The organism is Pseudoalteromonas sp. M8, assembly GCF_018141365.1.
Taxonomy (GTDB): Bacteria; Pseudomonadota; Gammaproteobacteria; order Enterobacterales; family Alteromonadaceae; genus Pseudoalteromonas.
Genome location: NZ_CP047239.1, coordinates 489836 through 513821 on the forward strand (window position 1 = coordinate 489836; position 23986 = coordinate 513821).

Consider the following 23986-nt stretch of genomic DNA (forward strand, 5'->3'; position numbering starts at 1 on the left):
GGGTTAACTAATCTAAACGCGACTAAGCATCGACTGCTTAGAAAGAATAAGGAGGGACTTCCCTCCTTATTTATTTGCGAACCAATTAGAACCTATAGTTAAAGCTCAATTTAGCATTTCGCTCGTTGCCAGGCGTGCCACCTAAGAACAATGCTTTACTGTAATAACGCTCGTCAGTTAAGTTTTCAAGGTTTAGCTGAATATCGAACTGCTCAGCATCGAACTTAATTGCAGCATCCCAGCGAGTATAACCATCAATAGTTGCCGTAGGCAGGCCGAAAGAAACAGAGTTAATTGTTCGTTCACTCTCATAGTTAATTCCAAGACTGTACTCTAGAGTCCCTCCAAACCAATTAGCTGGCTGGGTATACTTCACCCACGTGCTGGCAAACTTTTTCGGTACCCCTTTCATTTGACCTGAGCGTTCATTCGAACGGATCTCAACAGCATCTTGATAAGTCGCGTTCATATTCACACTGATTTGGTCATTCAATGCTAAATTTAAGTCAAGCTCTACACCTTTTGACTCATCTTCATCATCGAAGAAATAGCGTGGAACGCTGACATTGTAGTCGTCACCTGGCTGCTCGTTATACTCAGGGTTGTTATACATTAGGTTTGTGCGTTTAGTTTCGAACCACACTAATGAGCCCAATAAATCTTCATCAAAGGCAGTAAAACGCACACCAATATCTAACGTTTCAGATTCCGAGTCAGGTCTGTTTTTACGATTTGCATCAGCTTCATTTTCTAGACTACCCAGTACACTGTATGCAGTACGACCTTTTGCCATATTTACAAAAGCCGAAAGCTGAGAGGTCACTTGATAATTCAAGCCAATATTATACGTCATACCTGCATCATCCGTGTCCAGCTCTTCACTCTCTTCTGGTGAACGATCAGTACCTAAATGCTGATATTTTTGTTCAACGCTAGTATATGCAAGACCAGCGCGAGCAGTTAGTGCATCAGTGATATACACCACTTCTTGTGCACTAATGCCATACGCCGTAAGCGTTTTATCGTAGTTACTACGTAGCGATGGGTTATAATCCTCGAATTCGCCTGTTGGCCAGTTTGGACTGCGAATGTCTAAGATATATGGAATTGAACCTTTACCATCGGCATCATATGCAGACCAACTTTTTAAGCGCATATCACGATTTTCATAGTTAACGCTGACTAAATGCTCACCGCTCAAAGAAGCCATATCCCAAGTTAACTGTAAATCAGCAAAGTACTGCCAAGTTTTTTCGCTGGCAACTTGACGGCGATACTCTTGACGGCGAGCCGCATAAGGATATAGCACATCATCAATCACAAGCGGAGCTCTTGGGTTTGCATTGATCACACCATTGCGCTCCCAATAAACATAATTGTAAGCACCTGTTTGGCGAACAAAATCAGAATCATAGCTACGCCATAATACCTGCTGGGTTAGCTTCGAGTTGCGATTTAAGTACCAATCGTGACGAAGCTTTATCCGTAACTCTTCACCTTCATTAGGACGAGATAAAGGAGAAATCAGATTCCCATCGCCAAGATTGAAAGGCTTTAGGCCATCGCCAATACGAATTGACTCAGCAAGTTGCGCGCGCTGTTCATCATTCAGCTGTACACCTAACCACTTACCTTTCTCAGCATCATATTGTGGGTCATTTGGCAAGCGATCAGCTGTAACCAGTCCTGGTTGCCCAGTAATGCTATCCCAGTTAATAATCCGTACCGGATCGCCAATTGAATCTACTTGTTGCGAATCATCAATATAGGCCGCTGAAAGTAAAAATGAGTGCTCGCTGCTTGGGTCGAAACGTAAGCTTGCATAGATTTCGTCTCTATTAGATTCTAGATCTCGATAGCCGTCGCTACGCTCATGGTTTGCAACAACACGGTAGGCAAGCTTGTCAGTAATTGCATCTGTAAAATCAACGCCCAAACCATAAGTATTCCATGCGCCCACTTTACCGTTAATTGAGAGCGCTTGTTCAAACTGTGGCTTTTTCTCAACTAAGTTAACTACACCACCTGCAGCACCAATACCATAAAGGCCTGTAGCAGGACCTTTTAACACTTCAATACTTTCGATATTGGTTAAGGAGCGTGTTGGGTTAAAGCTGTTCCCTAAGTCAGCACCACCATACATACCATCGTAGGTATAGTTTACGCCTAGGCCACGAACCATTAGTGAATCACCAATGCCGTAGTTATTACCGGCCTGAGACAAACCACTTACGTTGCGTAGTGCTTCTTGTAAAGTCGCTGCGCTTTGCGAATCTAGTAGCTCTTTGTCAACAACAACAACCGCGGCGGGGGTCTGCATAAGATCCATATTGGACTTAGTTGCAGTTCCAGATTGCAAAATAATTTTATTATGTTTGCCATAAACACTGATTTTTTCTATGTCTTCAGAAGCAAAAGCCGTTGTGCTTGCACCTAGTAAAGCCAACTTAACCGCAACGCATGAGGCGGAAAGAACAGAAGAGCGAGAGTATTGCATTTTTAACTCCAAACTACGCAATTGGATAGTGGTGAAATAAGCCAAATACCTATTTCAGAAAATAATTTATCAGAGAGGGGGCGAAGTTTAGCAAAACAATAGTAATGATAACAACTATCATTTACATTTTAAAAATGTAATGTTTTTTGCAATACACGAAAAGATGATAATAAAGTGTAACAGATGGATATTTTTATTTAGCGAGCGTAATCTAACTTCGTTATTTGCTCGCTTCGCGGCTTACCCAATTTTGTAAACCGCGTTAGATTAAAACAATCCTAGCAGCGTCGGATATAACTCATAACAGGTAAAGCTCACTTCAAGCCCAATCAAGACTAAAAGAAAACTGACCAGATGCCCCACTTTTACTTTTGAACAAACATAAGCGCCTAATGGAGCACCAACGACCACAATCGGTATTGCCGCTAGCAAATAGCCATTTATTTCACTGCTGATCGTATTGAGGTGCCACGCATTAATGCTACTTCCAATCAATGAGGTAAACGTCATCACCACGACGGAGGTTGCAGTCGCCTTTTTCACATCTGCATTATAAGCAATCACCAACAAGGCAAAGAGTGCAATATCTGCACCCGACCCTACTAATCCACTCGCTATACCTCCGATTAACGCTACGGCCATAAAGCGTAGCATTTTAGGTTGGATAAACTCACTGCTAGGTTGATGATGTGCCTTACGCCACCATCTCAAAATCAGTGTTAGTGCAAAGCAGAGCAACAAAAAACTAAAAATAGACTTAACTAGGAGCCTTGGTGCCAGAGGCGCGATATACAATAGGCTGAGCGTTACACCAAGCGCAGCCATTGGCAACGCCATTAAAATAACGTTTTTATATACCGGAATACGGCGACAGAAAATAGTAATGGTCGCCGCTGTCATACCAAAACTTTGTATCGCGAGAGAAAATACCTTGGCCGTAGCGGGATCTATGTCTAATAATTTAGTCATCACAGGAAAGGCGACGGCGCCACCGCCTAATGCCGTTCCACCTGCCACAAACGATCCCAACGCCATGGTCAGCGCAATATGGGATTCACTGATAATTTGACTAAGTGCTTGATAAAAGCCTTGTACCCAGATCAACGTAGCGTACACACCCAGTGTAAAAAATAAGGGCCACATCGTCGGTTTTGTTATTCGTTGCAACATTATTCATCCATTACTCAAAGAGCCTTTCCTTATTAATACCCGTTACCATACTCATCTAGTATTTGAGCGAACGCAATTAAACATGATGAATACACTTTTTTCAAATTAAATTTACATTAAAAGTGAATACACCTGAATGCAATAAACACATCCTCAATAGTTGAAACGCACGCCTATCTCCCTTATTATAACTATAAATAATTACTTATTACTTTTTGTTATATCGGTAATTTGCTTATACCTAAAGGCACAATCATGACAGTAGAATCGGTGTTACCTCAAATATATCTAGATGCTAATGCAACAACCCCTGTATTAGAGCAAGCAGCAGACGCAGCATTGGTTACCATGAAAACCATGTTTGGTAACCCGAGCAGCAGCCACATTACAGGCCTACAGGCTAAGCAACTGATGGAACAAACTCGCCAAAAAGCACGTGCGGTGCTGGGTTCTGGTCATGGTCGAGTGATTTTCACCAGTGGCGCAACCGAGGGCATCCAAACCGGCATACTGTCAGCCCTTTGTGAAGCAAAAAAGAAGATACAGCCAAACAAAAAATATACACTACTTTACGGGGCAACTGAACACAAAGCAGTACCAGAGTCACTTAAACATTGGAATCAAATTTTAGAAATTAATGCCGATGTCAAAGCCATTCCGGTTGATGGTGCAGGTAATCTGGATTTAGCGTTTATCGCAAATGAAGTACCTAATGCGCTAATGATTTGCACTATGGCTGTCAATAATGAAACCGGTGTATATCAAGACCTGAACCAATTAGAAAACGTAATAAGAAAGCATAATTCAAATATTTTTTGGATGGTTGACTGTGTTCAGGCGCTGGGTAAACGCAATTTAAACCTAGCGAGAACAACTATTGACTACGCACCTTTTAGCGGTCATAAGCTCTATGCACCAAAAGGCATCGGTTTTGTTTATATTCGAGAAACCGCGCCGTTTACGCCATTTATTGCTGGCGGTGGTCAAGAGAGCGGTTTACGCTCTGGGACAGAAAACTTACCAGGCCTTGCCGCGCTGAATGTGATTTTTGATGAACTGCTAAAAGAAAATGACAGCCAATTTGCAAGCGTAGATAAACTACACGATTTTCGAAATCAACTAGCACAAACGCTCAAAGATGCGTTCCCGACTATTGTATTTAATAATCACTTCAGTAATAGCGTTCCGACTACACTAAACTTTGCAATTCCGGGATTTAGCTCAAAAGAAATCATGGATTTGTTTGACGCAGCAAACATCCGTGTCAGCTCGGGCTCAGCGTGCAGTTCAAAGGTAACGCGCAGTTTTGTGCTAGATGCCATGGGACTCCCTGCATGGCAAAGCGAATCGGCTATTCGACTGTCTTTTGGTCCTGCCACAACCCAAACTGAAATAGACGCGGCGTGTGAGCGCATTCTCCATTGTGCTCAGGCACTCGGTCACAGTTGTCTCATGCAAGCGGCGAATGGCGTTAACAATAAAGAAGCGCTTGACGGCCTAGTACAATTTAAAGTGGGTGGTGCATGCTGTTGGTTGTTTGCTGATAAGCAGTCAAAAACGGCGATTATTATCGATCCACTTCCTGAGCTGGTAGAACGTCTTAATACGATATTGGAATGCCAGCAGCTAACACTGCTCGCTGCGCTTGATACACATGGGCACGCCGATCACGAATCGAGTCGAACCACACTGAATTTACCAAAACAAACATGCGACCATTTAGGCTGGCCAACTCAAACTACACAAATTGACTATAAAGGCCAGTCACTTGAAGCGCTAGTTATTGGTCACTACCGTCTTGCAAAACTAACCACCCCAGGACATACGGAAGATAGCGTCACCTTTATGCTATTGGAGCAACAACAAGATAAGTACGCCATCAGATACGTTTTTTGTGGTGACCTAATCCTGATGGGGCATTAGGTAGAACCAACTTCTCCACCAGCTCACCAAAAGCGATGCTGAATAGCATTCAGTTACTTGCTCAGCTCATCGACACAGATACCTTGTTATGCCCAAGTCACGACTACAACAATGAGTTTGCAACCACCCTAGCGGCAGAGTGTAGTCGAAATTTACTATTAAATAGTGTGCTTCAACATGACATTGCGGTTGATGTATTTGTTGAGAAAAAGGCGCAAATAGACAAAAACATTGTTGATGAGGCTGGCAGTGAGATCATGTGTGGCGCAACGGTTTGCAATAAAAACCAATTTGAATTGCACGAGTACAACACAACAGAGCTCAATGCTCACATCGCTAACAACGAAGGTGTGCTGTTAATTGATATACGTGAACCGCATGAATATGCTCTAAATCACAACAGAGCGTTTGATCAAAATGTGCCACTAACCCGCCTTACTGACTTTATTTGCAAACAAAGCCAAGACAAGACGAAAGAGTTGGTGTTGGTGTGTCGCAGCGGCAGTAGATCACAAGTTGCAGCACAGGCGCTAGCACGACTCGGCTTTAATAATATCGGACATTTAAAAGGAGGGTATGCACTCATCCCATCAGCATAACCTTCACTGTTTCCTTTCTAAAGCCCCTACAGCGCTCGCTATGGGGCTTTTTTGATCTCACTTTTCATCACTACCGTATGAATACTAAAAATGACTAATACCAATTGGCTTAATTAAGTGATCTATTTTGAGGCGAGGAAACCTTGTCGATAACCTCGCTACCGCGTCCTGCTATCGCCAAGGTACCTACATCCGTGTAGGCAAGACGAAAATTTTGCTATTTAACCTGAGGTTTGGATAAGAAATGTTCCAACTCATTGTTTCTAAAGAATAACTTAGTTTTTTCCTTGTCTAGCCAGAGAGTTTTAGGGAAAACACCGCTTCCGCGTCCTGCTCTCGCTAAGGTACCTACATCCTGTAGGCAAGGCGAATTTACGCACCAATAGCTGGCTATTGGAAGTGAATTCAACGCAGTTAGCGCTAAAACTGGCTGCTAGAAAGGCATTAATTATCCGCAGCTCAGGTTATTTAGTTGTTCTAAATGAGAAATTTTTAACGCAGCTAGCGTCAGATTGGCTCCTTCAAATTGAGCAAATATTAAGACTAATTGGTATAAACCTCAAATGGCTCATAAGAAAGTAAACCTACCTTATAAAGTATGTCCTATTTGCAAACGCCCATTTTATTGGCGGAAAAAATGGCGAAGAGATTGGGAAAACGTTAAATACTGCTCAAAGCGCTGTGCTGCTGAGCGACGCTCAAGTATAGGGCACAACAATTAACAAAACGTGGCGAATGTTGTAACTAGAATAATGCTTTGTAATATTTGCAAATTACAGAACAGTAATATTGATAATCACTCTCATCTACAATATCATTTGCGCAAACTTAGATCATAGGGATTAATCATGCGCTCATTTAAATACAAATATCCAAGCCTTATTGCCAGTGTTGCATTGGCGTTGTCTTGCTCGGCAATTGCACAAGAGCAAACAAAACAAGATAAAGACGACATTGAAATTATTGAAGTTAGCCCAAGAGGCTTAATTTCGTACGTTAGTGCTACCGCGTCAAAAACAGCAATTCCTATCGTCAAAACGCCTGTCTCAGTTTCGGTATTAACAGCGCAACGTATTTCTGATTTAGGTGCAGAAACGCTGCAAGATGCGATTGGGTATGTTGCAGGTGTTTATAATGGGCCATATGGTGTTGATACTCGAGGCGACTGGTCTAAAATTCGTGGCGTCGACCCCTTACTCTATGTTGATGGCCTGCAAAAATTGTTTGGCAATTACAACAATACCCGTACTAACCCATATGCACTTGAAAGCGTAGAGATCTTAAAAGGTCCTTCATCCGTGCTTTACGGACAGGGGTCTACAGGTGGTATCGTCAACGCAGTATCAAAATTACCAAAAGCAGACACTGAAGGTGAGATCTGGGCACAAGTGGGCAACTACGACCGTAAGCAACTAGCACTTGATTACAACACCACATTTGGTGAGCAGCAAGAGTATCAAGCACGTGCTGTTGCCATGTATCGAGACAGCGGCACGCAGACCGATTATGTTGATGACAACACACTGATGCTTGCACCAAGCTTTAGCTGGCTTGCTTCAGATGAAACTAAAATTACCTTGCTTGCCAACCTTCAGAGAAATGAATCAGGCTCTTCAACGCAATTCTTCCCGCATGAAGGCACTATTCTACCTGCAAAATACGGCCAAATTCCCAGTGAGCGTTTCGTCAGCGAGCCTGGCTGGGATAAATATGATACTGAGCAACAAGCGATCACCGCTATTGTTGAGCACAGCTTTGATTTAGACACACATATTAAGTTCTCCGGTCGCTACAGCGATAGTTCATCCGAGTACCGTACCATTTATTCTTGGCCACCAAAATTTGAAGCCGACAAACGCACTGTTAAGCGTATCGCCAGCCTCACCGACTCAAGTGCACGTAGTGTGACGATGGATCTTCAATTCCATAAATATTTGGAACTGGATGCGGTTAAACTCACTATGGTATCAGGTGTTGATTACCAAAATGCGGATACGGATTCTGATCGCGGCCGCGGCGTTGCAGCACCATTAGACTTATATAACCCAGTGTATGGACTAAGCACTGAGTTACCAACAGCGGTTGTCGATAACCCCGAAAATACGCTAAACAACAAGCAGCTTGGTGCTTATGCGCAAGTTACTGCGGAAGTAAACAGCTGGGTACTCAATGCGGCACTTCGCTATGATGACGTTTCAAATCAAGTGCAAACAGCAGGTGCAATAAAAAATAGTCAGAATGCCACTACAGGTCGGATCGGTTTGCTTTACCAGTTTGAGAATGGCATAGCACCCTATGCTAGCTATTCTGAATCATTTAAGGCTGTATTTGGACAAAAACCACAAGGTGGCGCATATAAACCGCTTGAGGGCGAGCAAGTTGAACTTGGCTTGAAATATCAGCCAACGGGTACTGAACACCTTATCACTGCCTCTGTATTTGAAATTAAAGACAAAAATCAAATACGAAAAGTTTCCCCCGAATTTGAAGTACAAGACGGTGAAATCACGGTAAAAGGGTTAGAGCTTGAGGCCCAACTTGAGTGGCAGCACCTTGATATCTATGCGGCATATTCTTATTTAGATACGGAACAAGACGTTTCTCCGCTGTCACCTACAGAGCTCTATGTAGCACAAGATTTGGTTACGCTCATCACAGATGATACTCAGCTCTCAGCAACACCTAAGCACTTAGCTTCAATTTGGGCGACGTACCGCGCAGATGAATGGCTTCCAGGGCTAAAATTTGGCGCGGGTATTCGACATGTAGGAAAAACCTATGATGGCAGTCGCACAGTTGAATTAAACGGCCAAACACTACACCAGCAATTAGTGACTGATAACTTTAACCTTATTGATATGATGATTGGCTATGACATTGAACAATATCAATTCAGTTTACAAGTCGATAATGTCACCGATAAAACGGTTATTACCAGCTGTTTGTTCCGTGGCGATTGTTTCTATGGACAACGTAGAACTATCAGCGCTAACGTTAAGTATAAGTTTTAATCCCCTTTACGAGATAAGGCGGCCTTGTCCCGCCCTATCTCGTTTATTTTTCTCAATATCAACTCAACTGTATGATTTCAAAATCATTACCTACTACAGGGGCAATTAGGTTATTATATGCAACAAACCATGATTTAGAGAAGTTGCATGAAGGAAAATCTAAAGGTTATAACTAACCTATCAATATCTAAACTTATATTTAACTACAGAAAAAAAGTCAGAGGTGTTGTTGAAAACTTAGAGATTGAAAGCGATGCAAACTTACACAAGTACTTTGTGCATCTTAAGTCTAAGTATCAAGAAGCATTACTTCAAGCAAACAAAGCCGATTTACACAGCCTTGCTGAACAAGCCATGGAACAAGGTGTCATTTCTATATCTGAAAAAACCATATTACCACCTAGTGGTTGTGATAGAGATTACCTCTCTTTCGCTCCCTATTACTATGTTAATGAAAATACTAACCCATTGACGAAAAGTCGAGAAACAGTTCAACATAGAGATAGTAGATCCAACCCTTTTTTAGCTAGTATTTCTGATAAGCCCAAGTTAGCACAAGTCTGTGCAAGACTGCATGCTGTTTCTCTTTCATACCGCGATACGCCCAGCAACGATAAAATCGAATTCATTGAGTCACAAATAAAAACTTGGTTTATCAATGAAAATACAGCAATGACGCCTCACATGGAATTTGCGCAAATTATGCCTTGGACGGGCAATAAATATGGCTTGGGTATTATAGACTCGCGCTGGCTTTTACTCGCGATTGAAGCTTGTGCATTGGTTGTAGATAAGCTGACATTAGAAACGCTTCATGGCTTCAAAGTTTGGCTACGAGAATTTGCAAAGTGGATCCTCAGCTCCAAAAGCGGTTTAACTGAAGTTGCGAGAAAAAATAACCGTGGCAGCTGGGTCGATGTTTTACTTGCTTATATTCTCTTATTTTTGAATGAAGAGCGTTGCGTGGCGTTAATCGTGGACCACACGCTGAAAAATCGATTTGAAATTCAATTTGATAACAATGGCGATCAACCATTTGAACTCACACGATACAACCCTGTAAGTTACTCGTTATATAACTACTATCCGATAAAATATATATTGCAAATTGATGAATTGATAAATAGTCAGGGTAATAGAGAAAAGAAGATAACGATGAACAAAACTATTTCTCGACTTGAAGCTGCAATCACCTGCCACGAAAGAGGTTCTATCGAGCACATAGACTTTAAGTTAAGTAAAAACCTTAATCTTTATTATCCCTATAGCTTCGCTCAAATCGCTACTTTCCCAGCGGTAATGCCTTTAACGTCTAACGCGAAAACACCTGTACCCAACAAGAGCAACACGCCAGCTAAAAGTATCGTCAGTAGTTAAGCAGTAGTGCTAAATATTGTACTACTCGTTAACAAGCCAAGTTTCTTTAGGCACTTGGCTTTTATTCTTCATAGCGCTTAATCAATCTTTTAATTAAGCAAATTGGTATTATCAGCGAGACTTTCTGAGTCCAAAATAGACTATTCAATGTAGCTGATTGGTATAAAAGTGGTAAGTCAGCTCCTGTCTAATCTAAATCCGTGGTGAAATATTCTTAAGAGCCATCACAAGAGAGCGCTAAAATTGGTAACTAACTAAAAAGCTGCCATCAGCACGCTTTTTATGAGACTCGCCGCTTTCGCCATAACCAGCCACCAGCTTCACACTCCATCCAGACTGATTTATACCCGAGAAGTGATAGCTATAACTTAAACCTGCGCCATTGGTGGTTTCATCATCAAGTAAATCGATAATTGGCTCAAAAATACCACATGTAATATCATCATCATCTTCACATGCTGGCCCAGCATCTCGTGCCCCCAAAGCCCCTAACACCACGCCTATTGCATGTTTGTTATTATCAGACACCGCTTTCTCATAGCCTATAGAAAACCCATCATCTAAACCGATAAGGTAATTTCCGTACCACCGACTATTACTATCGGCTTGTGGAAGAGAAAGTTCGATTTGACCAAAAAATGGATAGCCAGTACCAACAGAAAAATCGACCGAATTGGCAATGCTTACGGTGCTGATTAGCAAAGCAGAAATACCAAACGTCGCCTTTATCAACGAAGAGAGCATTGAATTTTCCTTATATAACTTTCGCACAAAACTAGCAGTAAACGTTCCCAAATAGAATACGTTAAATGTAACGAAATATAATACCTATCACATCAACAAATTGGTGAGTTCTGTTATTAGCTCATCCACATCGGCGCGGCTCACTCCCATATGCGTCACAAATCGCATGCCTTGATATCCTGGAGTGATATTGATGCTCTTTGCCTTTAACTGCTTTGCTATAGTAAAAAGATCAATGCCAGCTTCCACTTCAGCGAAGATAATATTCGTCTGTACTAAGTGCTTGCATGGCTTAAACCCAGGCAGTTGCTCAAGTTTATCAGCTAAATATTGCGCGTTTTGATGATCTTCCTCGAGACGCTCTACATTATGTTGCAAAGCATAAAGACCAGCCGCCGCGAGCATGCCCGCCTGACGCATACCACCTCCAAGCATTTTTCTAAGCCTTCTCGCCTTTTCTATCAATGCTATATCACCAAGCAATAAAGAGCCAATCGGCGCGCCAAGTCCTTTAGATAAGCAAATAGTAAATGAATCAAAATGCTTTACGATTTCTGTGATATCAACCTTTAACGCGACTGCAGCGTTATAGACTCTTGCACCGTCAAGGTGGAGCTTTAAGCCATGTTCGTCACACAGCGCTCTGGCTTGTGCGATATATTCTAGACTTAACACCTTGCCACCAATGGTGTTTTCTAAACTAAGCAGCTTAGTTTTCGCAAAATGAAAATCATCAGGTTTAATCGCTTGCTTAATTCTTTCTAAGCAAATACTGCCATCGGCCTCGTTTTCCAATGGTTGCGGCTGAATAGAGCCAAGCACAGCCGCTCCACCCGCCTCAAATTTATAATTATGCGCCTGTTGGCCACAAAGATATTCATCCCCTCTTTCACAATGGCTCATCAGTGCAAGCAGGTTTGCTTGCGTGCCTGAGCTGGTAAACAGCGCAGCTTCAAAACCATGACGCTCAGCCGCAAACTGTTCAAGTGCATTCACTGTCGGATCATCACCATAAACATCGTCACCAAGCGGCGCGTCAAACATGCTTTGTTTCATGGCGGGGGTCGGTTGCGTAACCGTATCAGATCTAAAATCCATCAATCTTATCCTTGTCAAAAGAGGAGCACACAGTATAACTGAAAAACGCGGATTGAAGTAAAAAACAAGATGAAAAAGGGAGTTGTTCACTCCCTTCAAGATCCGTTACTTTTGCAGTGTTTACTGCAACCCGGGCCAAGTACCGTTATCAATGGCTTTAGGATAACCCGCATCCACTTTGTCAAAAGTAATGCTATATCTTAGATAGCGACCGTCAGCTAAGAAGAAATAGGCACGCGTGTCGTTCCACTTTAATGCTGCACTTATCTTTGTCGCATAGGCACCAAGTCCCGGCCAAGTATTATCGTTGACAGCTTTGGGATACCCACTGTCCACTCGGTCATCTCCCAAGTCATAGCGTAAGTATTGACCATCATCTAGGAAGAAATACACCTTATCGGACGTCCAACGAAGGGTTGCGGTTATTTTATTTGCGTAGGCAGCAAGTCCCGGCCAAGTATTGTTATCAATTGTTTTAGGGTAACCTGCTCGTACCTTATCGCTCTGTACGTCATAGCTTAGGTATTGACCATCCGATAGGAAGTAGTACACCGTACCACTGTCTTTATAAAAACTTGCACGAATTTGTTCTGCATAATCCCCAAGTCCCGGCCAGTTGCCATTAGTCACCGATACCGGATAGCCATCATCCGTTTTATCTAACACAGTATCGTAACGCCAGTAGCGTGCATCTTCAGAGAAAAAGTAGCTTTTAGTATTGTGCCACTGATGCGCCGCACTGAGTTTCAGCTCGGTAACTCGATAACCAACATGCACACCCTGTTGCTCAAAGCTATAGTTATTGATGCCAGATACGGGCTGCGGGTCTTGCCACTGGGCAACACCCGCAGGCAAAGTTTCAATCAGTTGATCATTTCGATAAACACGCGTTTGTACATTCGCACCATTTAGCCACGTAAATAGTTTATTACCATAATTGAGTTTACGAACCCCTAAGTCACCGTACATCGGCGTGCTTTCAAAACCCGCTTGCACATTTGTTTCAATGCCCATGTAAGATAAAATCGTCGGTACAATCGCTGTTTGTGCTGGATAGCCATATAAACCAGAAAAGTCGGTATTAGCAGGATTAACATCTTTTAAGCTAAATTCTTTATTCAACACTTTGTTAGTGGCCATAAAGATGGTTTTTTCCGGCTCGGTTTGCTCACCGTGATGACAGCCAACAACCGGTGTACGGCCATGATCAGTGGTGACCATCACCAACCAGTTCTCACCGCTTTGCTCTCTTGCTTCAACCGCGTCGAGCAGTTTACCCAGTCGCTTGTCCGCATCTTCTACCGATTTATTGTAGGCAGAACCAAAGCATAAGCTGTGGCCCACAGCGTCCGGTTCATCTAAATGTAAAAAGACAAAATCTGGTGAGCCGCTGTTTAAGGTAGCCAGCGCTTTATTTAAATTATCGTCGTCGCTGCCTCCCTCCGATCTTCTGTCCATCAAGGCAACATCGTCACTGAAGAATTGCGTATGAATAGGTCCCCAAGTACTAAAACTTGAGATATCGGCGTTAGCATCATGTTCTGCGATGTAACGATAAAGACTGGGATAGGCTTTGTTTGCTAGACCTGAGTCGTTGCTCGGCACTTGATGCTTATTCACCCAAACCCCAGTTAAAATTGTCGCCCAACCTGGGCCACTTTTGGTTTTTTGCTGTGTTTGTGTTTTTGCGATCCCGCCAGTGTAAGCTTGAGTTAGATATAGGCGATCAAAGTTCGGTGTATTATTGGCACCAATTTTTTCGTATTGCAGGCCATCGATACCAATAAGCAATACTTTGTTTTCAAATGCATCTGCACTTGCGGTAAATGAAAGTGCAAGTAATACACTGCTAAGCACGGGTAATTTCATTATCTTTCCTTTAAATGTGAATTTCTGGACTAGTCCAAGAAAGATAATAAATCCCAAACATGAAAAATCGTTTACAAAAAAATTACATGAAAAAATATTTTATCGCGGGGTTTTGCTAACCTGCTCTTGCTTCCAAACTTTCGCTTAGCTGCTCCAAGCTCTTACCTTTGGTTTCTTCCACAAACAAAAATACCAGCGCAAACGAAAGCAATGAAAACAGGCTGTACAATAAAAAGGTCGTGCTTGCCCCTAAATATTCAAGCTCCCACGGAAACACTAGTTGTACAGTAAAACTGGCGGCATTATTAATCACACCGACAACGGAAATCGCAACGGCTCGAATTGCATTTGGAAATATCTCCGAAAACATTACCCACATGACTGGCCCCAGCGACATCGCGAACGACGCGACAAAAAGGGAAATCCCAAGCAGAACCAGTTTTGCTGGCATATTAATACTGTGTGCGAAAATCACTGACTTGTATTGCCGGTACTCATCTGCAGTTAAACGCTGTTTTATCGCGTCATTAAATGCAACATCGGAGGTGAAAGTCTGCCCTAATATTGGTGCTAATGCATGCGTAGGAAAATCGGCTACTTCTGTCTTAATTTCAGCAATATGTGCTGTATTTAGCTGATAAGTTGCTTGTTTAAAACCCCAGCTACACAACGCCATACTAAAGCAAATGCCAGTTAACCCGATGAGTAACAATGGCCGCCGTCCGAGTTTATCTATGGTCAATAGCGCAACGATGGTAAAAACCACATTGATCAGACCAATCCAAATCGCTTGCATAAATGCAGCATCAGTACCAATACCGCTTTGCTCAAAAATGGTCGGGGCATAAAAAAACACCACATTAATCCCGGTGACTTGCTGCGCGATGGCAAGCACAACCCCTACCATCAAAGGGACACGAAGTCTCTTACTAAACAAACTGCCCATTTTGCGCGCAAGCGACAAACTACTCAGTTGCAGTTTAGGTAACGCCGCTTGAATAGCATCAAGTTGCTGTTGTGCATTGTTGCTACCAAATAATCGCGTTAATGTGCGTTTAGCCTCTAGCTGCTGATCTTTCATCAATAACCACCGAGGGCTTCGTGGCAATAACAGTAACAACAAAATCCACGCCAGTGCTGGCAGCGCCTCAACACCAAGCATCCAGCGCCATGTTTGAGTATCTATTTGCCAACCAGACACCCACATTGCTTCGCTATGACTGAGCTGAAGTAAGAAATAGTTAGTGAAATAGGAGATAAATAGGCCAACGACTATATTGAGCTGATTAACCGATACTAAACGCCCGCGCTGATCCGCTAAGCTGATCTCAGCAATATACATGGGCGCCACCATCAAAGAACAAAATGCCATTCCACCAATGAAACGCGCAATCACCAATGCTTCAAACGAAGTTGCGAAAGCCGAGCCAATCGCGGAGACAAAATACAAACACGCGGTCATCAGCAATGTTTGCTTACGGCCAATAGCGTCTGCCACCGGTCCTGCAATAAGTGTTGCGACCAACCCTCCTAAGGTAGGTGCACTCACGACTATCCCTTGCTGCCATGGGGTGAGCTTAAAGGCCTCACTGATAAAGCCAATTGCACCCGAAATCACCGACGCATCAAAGCCAAAAATAAACCCGCCTAACGATACAATTAAGGTGTACTTTAATGCATTGGATATCGACAAGCTGGTCATCGCTTATTACTCTGCTTTTACGGCGATAGAATCGCGCAAGATTAAAGTTGGTGGGTAGAGATTTTCTACATCGGGTTGGTGCTTCTCTTTATACACATACTTAAGTACCCAACGCGCCGCCGCATTGCCCATTTTACGAATGGGGTTATCTATGGTGGTGAGTTTTGGATAAAGATATTTGGTAAATAACACATCGTCAAAGCCTACAACGGAAAGCGCTGATGGGACATCAAGTCCAGCTTCTCTGGCCGCAGTCATCGCACCTGATGCCATCTCATCGTTTGCGCAAACCAAGGCACTAAAGCGCTGCCCTGTTTGCATTAAATGATTAAATCCCGCGATGCCATCGGTTTCATGATAACCGCCTTCAAATGAGAGCTTAGGATCAAATGACACATTGTATTCAGCTAAGGCTTTTTGATGACCAGCCAGACGCGCTTTGGCGTCAAGCTTAAATAACGGTCCACTGATATACGCGATATCTCGATGTCCGCGCTGCAATAGCGCCTCAGTCGCTAAGTATCCACCCAGTTCGTTGTCAGTATAAAAGCAGCGCTCTGCCAACTCTGGAATGTGGCGGTTCACTAGCACCAGTTCTACATCTCGTCCCGCAAGCTCAATGAGATATTCATCACTGACTGCTTCTGCATGCACAATTAAGGCATCGCAGCGCCTATCCAATAAAAATTCGATGGCTTGTTGTTCCTTTTCTTCATCACTGTGGCCCGCAGCAATAATGGCATGTTTACCCGCCGTTCTTAGCGTACTCTCTATGGTGCTCATCATGTCACCAAAGAAAGAGCCGTGTAGCTCAGATACCATAAGCCCCACACTGTTACTGCGGTTAGAAGCCAAAGATTGCGCGATGGCGTTAGGTTTATAACCTAACTCTGACATTGCCGCGAGCACCTTCTCTTTGGTTTTGTCACTCACCTTTGCATTGCCATTCATCACCCGTGACACCGTGGCTAATGATACCCCTGCAGCTTTTGAGACTTCGTAAATCGTTGCCATATCTATTACTTTTATTCCATCAGTTGTATCTGCGCACTATACCAATTTTGGCTAAAAATGCGCATAGTTTTAGACACTTGATTTACGCTCAAACAGCATCGTTTGGTAGGCTTTTGCACTCGCCTTTAAGGTTCTTTGCTGAGTATGATAATCAACGTGCACAATACCAAAGCGTTGCGTATACCCCTCTGCCCATTCGAAATTATCCATTAAACTCCATGCAAAGTAGCCACGAATATCAACGCCCTGCTCCATTGCTTGATTAACCGCGAGCAGGTGAGATTGGAAGTAAGCCAGCCTTTGCACGTCTAATACTTCGCCATTTTCCATTTTGTCGTCAAAGGCAGCACCATTTTCTGTGATATAAAGTGGTGGCAACTGGTACTCAGCATGTAACTCCCGAAGCAATGCACAAAATGAGTCTGGCACGACTTCCCAGCCCATTGTAGTGAGCGTTTCGGCACTAGGCTCAACTTGTTCATACCATCCATTACCATCAGATTGATAAATATTTCGGGTGTAATAGTTCACGCCAAGATAATCAATGGGGGCAGCAATAATCTCTAAATCTCCAGCTAGCATATCTGGTTGTACGTCTTTGGGGAGCTGGGCAAGTAAATCTGGGTACTGCCCTTCAAGAATTGGCTTGATATACCAGTGATTACAGTAATCATCCGCGATTTTTGCCGCTTCCACGTCACAATGCGCTGTAGACACAGGATCCGCATTGGCAAAATTCAACACGACTCCATGGAGGCTATTTGGGCAATGCGCACTTAACACTTGCATCGCTAAACCATGGGCAAGAAGCAGGTGATGAGCTGCTTGTCGTCCCGCCGCTTGGGAGCGCAAGCCCGGTGCATGAATACCTAATTCATACCCCAAATGTGCACTACAAAATGGTTCATTTAACGTGGTGTACGCATATACTTTATCGCCAAGCGCTTTACATACCACCTCGGTATACCGTGCAAACGCCACAGCCGTTTCTCGATTCAGCCACCCGCCCTTATCCTCAAGCGCTTGTGGTAAGTCCCAGTGATATAGCGTGACAAACACTTTTAAGCCTTTAGCAACCAACGCATCGACCAATTGTTGGTAAAATGAAAGTCCAGCATCGTTAACCGTGCCATCATCATTCATTACTCTTGGCCAAGAAATAGAAAGGCGATAGGCGTCAACCCCCAAACTGGTTATGAGTTCAACATCTTGCTGCCACCTAGATATATGCTCACAGGCAATATCACCGTTACTACTATCCTTTATCGCGCCATCATGTTCACAAAACCTATCCCAAATTGACTCACAACGCCCACGCCGCTCACCTTCGATTTGAAATGACGAAGTCGCAACGCCGAAAATATAGTCTGCCTTCAACATGGCCGAGTGTGTTGGCAGGATAATTTTATTCATGGTTAATCGTTCCAAGTTATGTGTTCACGCCAAGGTACGAGCGTGTTGTGTTAGTCACAGTGCAAAGCAAAAACATTTTTTATTTGAATTCGTGTTCGCTTTCTGCAATCATCATTAAAAATGTAAGCGCTTTCATTTTTATAAATGTAAGCGCTTTACCAAAAAAAATCAACTAGGAGTTTGTCGTGAGCGTACCGTCTCAACCACAGGTTTCAGCAGCAATCGCCACGGGCCATACTGGTCAGTACCGATTTGCTTTGGGGGCCCTCACCTCACTATTTTTTATGTGGGGTTTCATTACTTGCTTGAATGATATTTTAATTCCGTACCTCAAAGGCGCGTTTGAGCTTAATTACACTCAAGCGATGCTGATCCAATTTTGCTTTTTTAGCGCCTATTTTGTTGTTTCGGTGCCAGCTGGCAAATTGGTTGGAAAAATCGGCTATCAAAAAGGCATTGTAACTGGATTACTTACCGCAGGCGTTGGTTGTGTGCTTTTTTACCCAGCGGCTGAAAGTGGTATCTACGGCGTGTTTTTATTCGCGCTATTTGTACTAGCGGCAGGGATCACAGTGCTACAAGTTGCTGCTAACCCGTTTGTTAGTGTACTTGGCTCTCCCGAAACTGCCCCTGCACGACTCACCATGACCCAAGCCTTTAACTCTCTTGGTACGACTGTCGCCCCATTTTTTGGCGCCATGCTCATCTTCAGTGAGGGAAGCACAGTTGAGGTGGGCAATGCCAGCGCAACCCAATTGCCTTACTTAATGTTAGCAGCCATGCTCGCGTCATTGGCTTTGATCTTTGCCTTTATCAAACTTCCCCAGCTAAGTAGTACTACTGAGGAAGTCACCACAGGTGAAATCAAGGCATGGCAGCATAAACATTTGGTGCTTGGTGCAATCGGTATTTTCGTTTATGTTGGGGCTGAAGTGGCGATTGGCTCAACACTCGTTAGCTTCTTACATCAACCGGACATTGGCAACATGACCGAAGCCCAAGCCGCAAAGCTCATCGCATATTATTGGGGTGGAGCCATGGTCGGACGCTTTATTGGCGCGCTAGTCATGCAGAAAATATCGGGTCGAACCGTGCTCGCCTTTAATGCAGCCTGTGCATTTGCATTAGTACTTATCGCAGTAATTAGCAGCGGTCAGCTCGCCCTTTGGAGCATTTTGGCGGTCGGGCTTTGTAACTCAGTGATGTTCCCGACTATCTTTAGCTTATCGTTGAATGGGCTTGGAAAACAAACGGCACAAGGCTCTGGTATTCTCTGTCTTGCTATTGTTGGCGGTGCAGTTATCCCGCTATTTCAAGGGATGCTAGCAGACGGAATCAATCTGCAGCTATCATTCTTACTGCCAGCTTTATGCTATATCTACATCGCCTACTTTGGATTAACAGGCGCAACTCCCCAGCGTTTCAAGAGTAATTAAGACATGAAAACGAAAATAACCATGCTAAGTCTTGCAATGGCTGTCGCAACCTTAACCGGATGTAGCGAAAGCCCAAATAAAACCAGTGTTGATGCAGCTCGCCAAGTGAAAAATTGGCCAGCGCTGACGCCTGCTATCCAAACCGATAACAATCTAGAAGAAAGAGTTCGGTCGATACTCGCTAAGATGACTCTGGAGCAAAAAATTGCGCAGATGATCCAGCCTGAGATTCGAAATATTACCGTCGCAGAAATGCGAGAATACGGATTCGGCTCATATCTCAATGGTGGTGGCGCATTTCCTTACAACAACAAACATGCAACGCCTGCTGATTGGGTCAAACTTGCCGAAGCGCTTTACCAAGCATCGATTGACGATAGCCTAGATGGCAGCACTATTCCTACCATGTGGGGAACGGATGCGGTTCATGGCCACAATAACGTCATTGGCGCTACGCTATTTCCACATAACATTGGCCTTGGCGCGGCAAATAACCCAGATCTCATCGAGAAAATCGCCCACATTACCGCAAAAGAAGTGTTAGCCACCGGGATTGATTGGATCTTTGCCCCGACGGTCGCGGTGGTACGTGATGATCGCTGGGGACGCACCTATGAAGGATACTCGGAGCATCCCGACATCGTAAAAGCGTATTCCAGCGCTATTGTTAAAGGCTTACAGGGCGATCCTAAGGCGGACTTTCTTGGTAAGAACCGCGTGATCAGCACGGTAAAGCATTTTGTCGGCGATGGTGGCACAGTTGATGGTGACGACCAAGGCGACAACATCGCCTCTGAAAAAGCGTTAATTGCACTTCACGCTCAAGGCTACGTAGGCGGACTTGAAGCCGGAGCACAATCGGTGATGGCATCGTTTAACAGTTGGCATGGCGAAAAAGTGCATGGCAGCCATTATTTGCTTACCCAAGTGCTCAAAGAGCGAATGAATTTTGATGGTTTTGTGGTGAGCGATTGGAATGGTCACGGCCAAATAAAAGGCTGTACGAACGACAGCTGTGCAGAGGCCATTAATGCCGGCATTGATATTGTCATGGCCCCGAACGACTGGAAAGCCTTGTACAACAATACGCTAGCGCAAGCAAAAAGCGGCGCTATCGCGCAGTCTCGCATTGATGATGCAGTAAGTCGTATTTTAAGAGTTAAACTCCGTGCGGGACTTTTTGAAAAACCAAGTCCTGCAAATCGTCCATTGGCTGGCAACTCAGAAATCATTGGCGCAGAGTCGCACCGTAAAGTCGCGCGCCAAGCCGTACGTGAGTCACTGGTTTTACTCAAAAACAAAGATCAACTATTACCACTTAAACCGAACCAACATATTTTGTTAGCAGGCGATGGTGCCGACAATATCGGCAAACAATCGGGCGGATGGAGCATTACCTGGCAAGGTACCAACAACACCAATGCCGACTTCCCGGGCGCTACTTCTATTTATGATGGTATAAAGCAGCAAGCAGAAGCGGCTGGTGGCACCGTCACATTATATACTCGCGGTGATTTCGAAGATAAGCCTGACGTTGCCATTGTGGTATTTGGCGAAGATCCCTATGCAGAAGGCCACGGTGATAGAGCAACACTTGAATACAAGCCGTCTGATAAATCTGATCTCGCATTACTCAAACGCTTTAAACAAGCTGGAATTCCTACAGTGGCGGTGTTTATCAGTGGTCGCCCAATGTGGGTAAACCCCGAACTCAACGCATCCGATGCATTTGTGGCGGCATGGTTACCGGGATCTGAGGGAATTGGGATAAGCGATGTATTATTGGCCGACAAAAATGGCCAAGTTAAGTATGATTTTACTGGCAAGCTTAGTTACTCTTGGCCAAAAACGCCGATACAAATCGTAAATTACCAAGATGAAAATTACGACCCGCTTTTACCTTATGGTTTTGGCTTACGTTATTCAGGCCAAAGTGTACTAGCAGATAATTTACCAGAGCAAATACAAACTCAGGCAAATCTCGCCAGCGGTGTAGACTTGCTGGTAAGATCAATCAATAAACCTTGGCAAGGCCATTTATACAGCAGTGCCGAAAATCAACTGATAAATGCCAACACCCATACGCTTGGTGGTATTAGCTACCGCACAACGGACAGAGAAGTACAAGAAGATGCCATTCAGCTACTTTTTGACGGTAGTCGACGCAGCGGCTTTAGACTCGCTAGTGAAAGCTACTTTAGAGAAGACATAAGCCCAAGTATTCCAACCGACAGCGCTCTTACCTTTAAAGTACAAGTTGATGCAGCGCCAGATAAACCGGTTTGGGTAGCGATGAGCTGTGAAGGCGAAGCGGACGCAAACGGCTCATGCACCGCAAAAGTCGATATTGCTAAGCAACTTCAAGCTATGCCTTTAGCCAAATGGCAATCACTAAGCATTGACCTCAATTGCTTTACAGCCCAAGGCATGGACTTCACTAAAACCGTTGTCCCTTTCGAGCTTTCAACCGCTGGAATACTAGAGGTAACGCTGTCTGAGATACAGATCTCTTCAGAAGCATCACCAACACTAAGCTGCAATTAGTCCCCTTAACACGATGTGGGCACGAGGCTGTGTTCACATCGTTTTTTAGTGTCTAATGAAGCAACTTTAATGTGGACTAGAATTTAAGAGATCTAAGGTAAGCCAATTGTCTGATGCGCTCGTTTATTCTTTTTACAGGGCACAAACAAGCGATTTAAAAAGTCACACCAAGAGCACACTTGCCCTCACCTGCTCAATTTAATACTCTACTTTATGAGCTAAATGAGCTAACACCAAGGAAGAGCCAGAGTGTCAAACATAGCCGAACAAGTGATTAGTACCTATCCACCTGCTGCACAAGCAAAAATCAGGGCACTGCGAAGCCTCGTTATGCAGGTTGCCAGTGAGCAAAACTTTGGCGCAGTGATTGAGGCAATAAAGTGGGGAGAGTTAAGCTTTAATGTTAAATCGGGTAGTCCTTTCCGTATGGCTTGGAAAGCCAAAACGCCTACTAACTATCACCTTTATTTTCACTGTCAAACGAAGCTAGTTGATACATTTAGAGTACTATTTTCCGACGAGTTACAGTTTGAAGGAAACCGAGCGATAGTCCTTAAACTGGAAGAAGACATGCCAGCTGCGCTACTCTACCGCTGTATCGCCATTGCAATGGACTATAAAAACCTCAAAAACTTACCTTTACTCGGACAATAACAACCAATCTGGGTAAACCTTGCCCGGAGCGAAAAACCCACCGTTACCAATTTTTACAACCGTGTACTTCTTACCTGAATAAAACGTGAAAAATTTACCCCATTAAAACACGAAGATTAAAAATCAATTAAATTCAATAACTTAAACATTTAAATTTGTGGTTCGAGCCTTGCTTACATAGTGATAGATAAACAATGTAGATGCATTTCGCCATTCAGCATTGGAAACCACCAAAACCAACTAGCGCAAATAACAATATTAGGAGCATAAAACATGACACCACAACCCGAGCTGCAAGATAGTTTTATTGATTTCGTGAACAAGCAGCAATTTCCATGCATTTGTGGTGGTAATAGAGCCGAATTAGCGTTTAACCATGTTGAGGTTTTAGGTTTTGGCGATCTCACCTCAAGACACAACAACTTTAGTTTGATAACGAGCCTCTATTCTTTTGTCGAAAAGGTAGATTTTGACAGCATGAAAAGTGCCGCGTTTGTGGCGGTTTTTGAGCAGAGCCAACACTTAGATGACAGCGACTTTAATAAGTCTGTTTGGCGTAAACTGCAGGAATTGCAAAACCTAGTTTCGCAGAGCACTCCGAGAGGGCCGCATTCTCAATCGTCAGATTGCAGCAATAATTTTCATTTTAATTTGGATGGCGAGCCGCTTTATATCACTTGTTTAAGCCCTACAAGCGCATCGAGAAACAGAAAGTTTAAGTACCCAGCGATTGTTTTTAACTTAATGCCTCAGTTTGAGGTCCCACAGAGTTTCCGTGTCGTCGAATCACACGTAGAAACCCACAGAATTTAATGCACATTGTACCAACGGAGAGGAACTAGATATGAGCAACATCATGGTAATCGATTTTATTATTTACGTCGTCATTGGCATATTAACAACTTTGGGTTGTTTTGGCTTAATGAGTGCTTCAA

At 43.6% G+C, this 23986-nt stretch carries 15 protein-coding genes and 1 pseudogene; 8 read left to right on the plus strand and 8 right to left on the minus strand.

Annotation, left to right across the window (positions count from 1 at the left end):
• Window positions 1-85: 85 nt before the first annotated feature.
• Window positions 86-2497, minus strand: a complete 2412-nt coding sequence (locus GSF13_RS01975) for a TonB-dependent receptor (RefSeq protein WP_211865839.1) — start codon at window positions 2495-2497, stop codon at window positions 86-88.
• Between the two features lie 267 nt (window positions 2498-2764).
• The gene (locus GSF13_RS01980) at window positions 2765-3667 is read right to left on the minus strand and encodes a sulfite exporter TauE/SafE family protein (RefSeq protein ID WP_211865841.1); all 903 of its coding nucleotides are present in this window, start codon (window positions 3665-3667) and stop codon (window positions 2765-2767) included.
• A 255-nt stretch (window positions 3668-3922) separates the two neighbouring features.
• Between GSF13_RS01980 and GSF13_RS01985 the strand changes: the two are divergent.
• The 4 genes and pseudogenes from GSF13_RS01985 (at window position 3923) to GSF13_RS02000 (ending at window position 10577) form a co-directional block, all read left to right on the plus strand.
• A pseudogene (locus tag GSF13_RS01985) lies at window positions 3923-6189 on the plus strand (aminotransferase class V-fold PLP-dependent enzyme).
• A gap of 563 nt (window positions 6190-6752) precedes the next feature.
• A complete protein-coding gene (locus GSF13_RS01990) occupies window positions 6753-6911 on the plus strand; it encodes a DUF2256 domain-containing protein (protein WP_206471120.1) in 159 nt (52 codons plus the stop codon).
• Window positions 6912-7037: 126 nt separating this feature from the next.
• Entirely contained in the window at window positions 7038-9200 is a 2163-nt protein-coding gene (locus GSF13_RS01995) for a TonB-dependent siderophore receptor (protein ID WP_206471121.1), read from the plus strand.
• Window positions 9201-9347: 147 nt separating this feature from the next.
• On the plus strand, window positions 9348-10577 hold the full coding sequence (locus GSF13_RS02000) for an alginate lyase family protein (protein ID WP_211865849.1): 1230 nt from the start codon (window positions 9348-9350) through the stop codon (window positions 10575-10577).
• A gap of 237 nt (window positions 10578-10814) precedes the next feature.
• Here GSF13_RS02000 and GSF13_RS02005 read toward each other — a convergent pair whose 3' ends face one another.
• The 6 genes from GSF13_RS02005 to GSF13_RS02030 form a co-directional block, all read right to left on the minus strand.
• Window positions 10815-11321, minus strand: coding sequence for a hypothetical protein (locus GSF13_RS02005; protein WP_206471123.1), 507 nt, complete (start codon window positions 11319-11321; stop codon window positions 10815-10817).
• Between the two features lie 87 nt (window positions 11322-11408).
• A complete protein-coding gene (gene ltaE / locus GSF13_RS02010; protein ID WP_211865851.1) occupies window positions 11409-12419 on the minus strand; it encodes a low-specificity L-threonine aldolase in 1011 nt (336 codons plus the stop codon).
• Window positions 12420-12539: 120 nt separating this feature from the next.
• Entirely contained in the window at window positions 12540-14288 is a 1749-nt protein-coding gene (locus tag GSF13_RS02015; protein WP_211865853.1) for a hemopexin repeat-containing protein, read from the minus strand.
• 115 nt (window positions 14289-14403) lie between these two features.
• Window positions 14404-15990, minus strand: a complete 1587-nt coding sequence (locus GSF13_RS02020; RefSeq protein ID WP_211865855.1) for a sugar porter family MFS transporter — start codon at window positions 15988-15990, stop codon at window positions 14404-14406.
• A 6-nt stretch (window positions 15991-15996) separates the two neighbouring features.
• Window positions 15997-17004 carry a LacI family DNA-binding transcriptional regulator gene (locus GSF13_RS02025; RefSeq protein ID WP_010607488.1) on the minus strand — a complete coding sequence of 336 codons (1008 nt, stop codon included), beginning with the start codon at window positions 17002-17004 and terminating at the stop codon, window positions 15997-15999.
• Between the two features lie 69 nt (window positions 17005-17073).
• The gene (locus GSF13_RS02030) at window positions 17074-18417 is read right to left on the minus strand and encodes a GH1 family beta-glucosidase (protein ID WP_211865857.1); all 1344 of its coding nucleotides are present in this window, start codon (window positions 18415-18417) and stop codon (window positions 17074-17076) included.
• 185 nt (window positions 18418-18602) lie between these two features.
• Here GSF13_RS02030 and GSF13_RS02035 point away from each other — a divergent pair, with 185 nt between their 5' ends.
• The 4 genes from GSF13_RS02035 (at window position 18603) to GSF13_RS02050 (ending at window position 23864) form a co-directional block, all read left to right on the plus strand.
• Entirely contained in the window at window positions 18603-19853 is a 1251-nt protein-coding gene (locus GSF13_RS02035; protein WP_206471127.1) for a sugar MFS transporter, read from the plus strand.
• 3 nt (window positions 19854-19856) lie between these two features.
• Window positions 19857-22397, plus strand: coding sequence for an exo 1,3/1,4-beta-D-glucan glucohydrolase (locus tag GSF13_RS02040; RefSeq protein ID WP_211865858.1), 2541 nt, complete (start codon window positions 19857-19859; stop codon window positions 22395-22397).
• 249 nt (window positions 22398-22646) lie between these two features.
• Complete coding sequence (locus tag GSF13_RS02045; protein ID WP_130165296.1) at window positions 22647-23051, plus strand: DUF1801 domain-containing protein; 405 nt, start codon at window positions 22647-22649, stop codon at window positions 23049-23051.
• Between the two features lie 273 nt (window positions 23052-23324).
• Window positions 23325-23864 (plus strand): YqcI/YcgG family protein, encoded by a 540-nt coding sequence (locus tag GSF13_RS02050; RefSeq protein WP_045990757.1) that lies wholly within the window; start codon window positions 23325-23327, stop codon window positions 23862-23864.
• The last annotated feature ends 122 nt before the right edge of the window (window positions 23865-23986 follow it).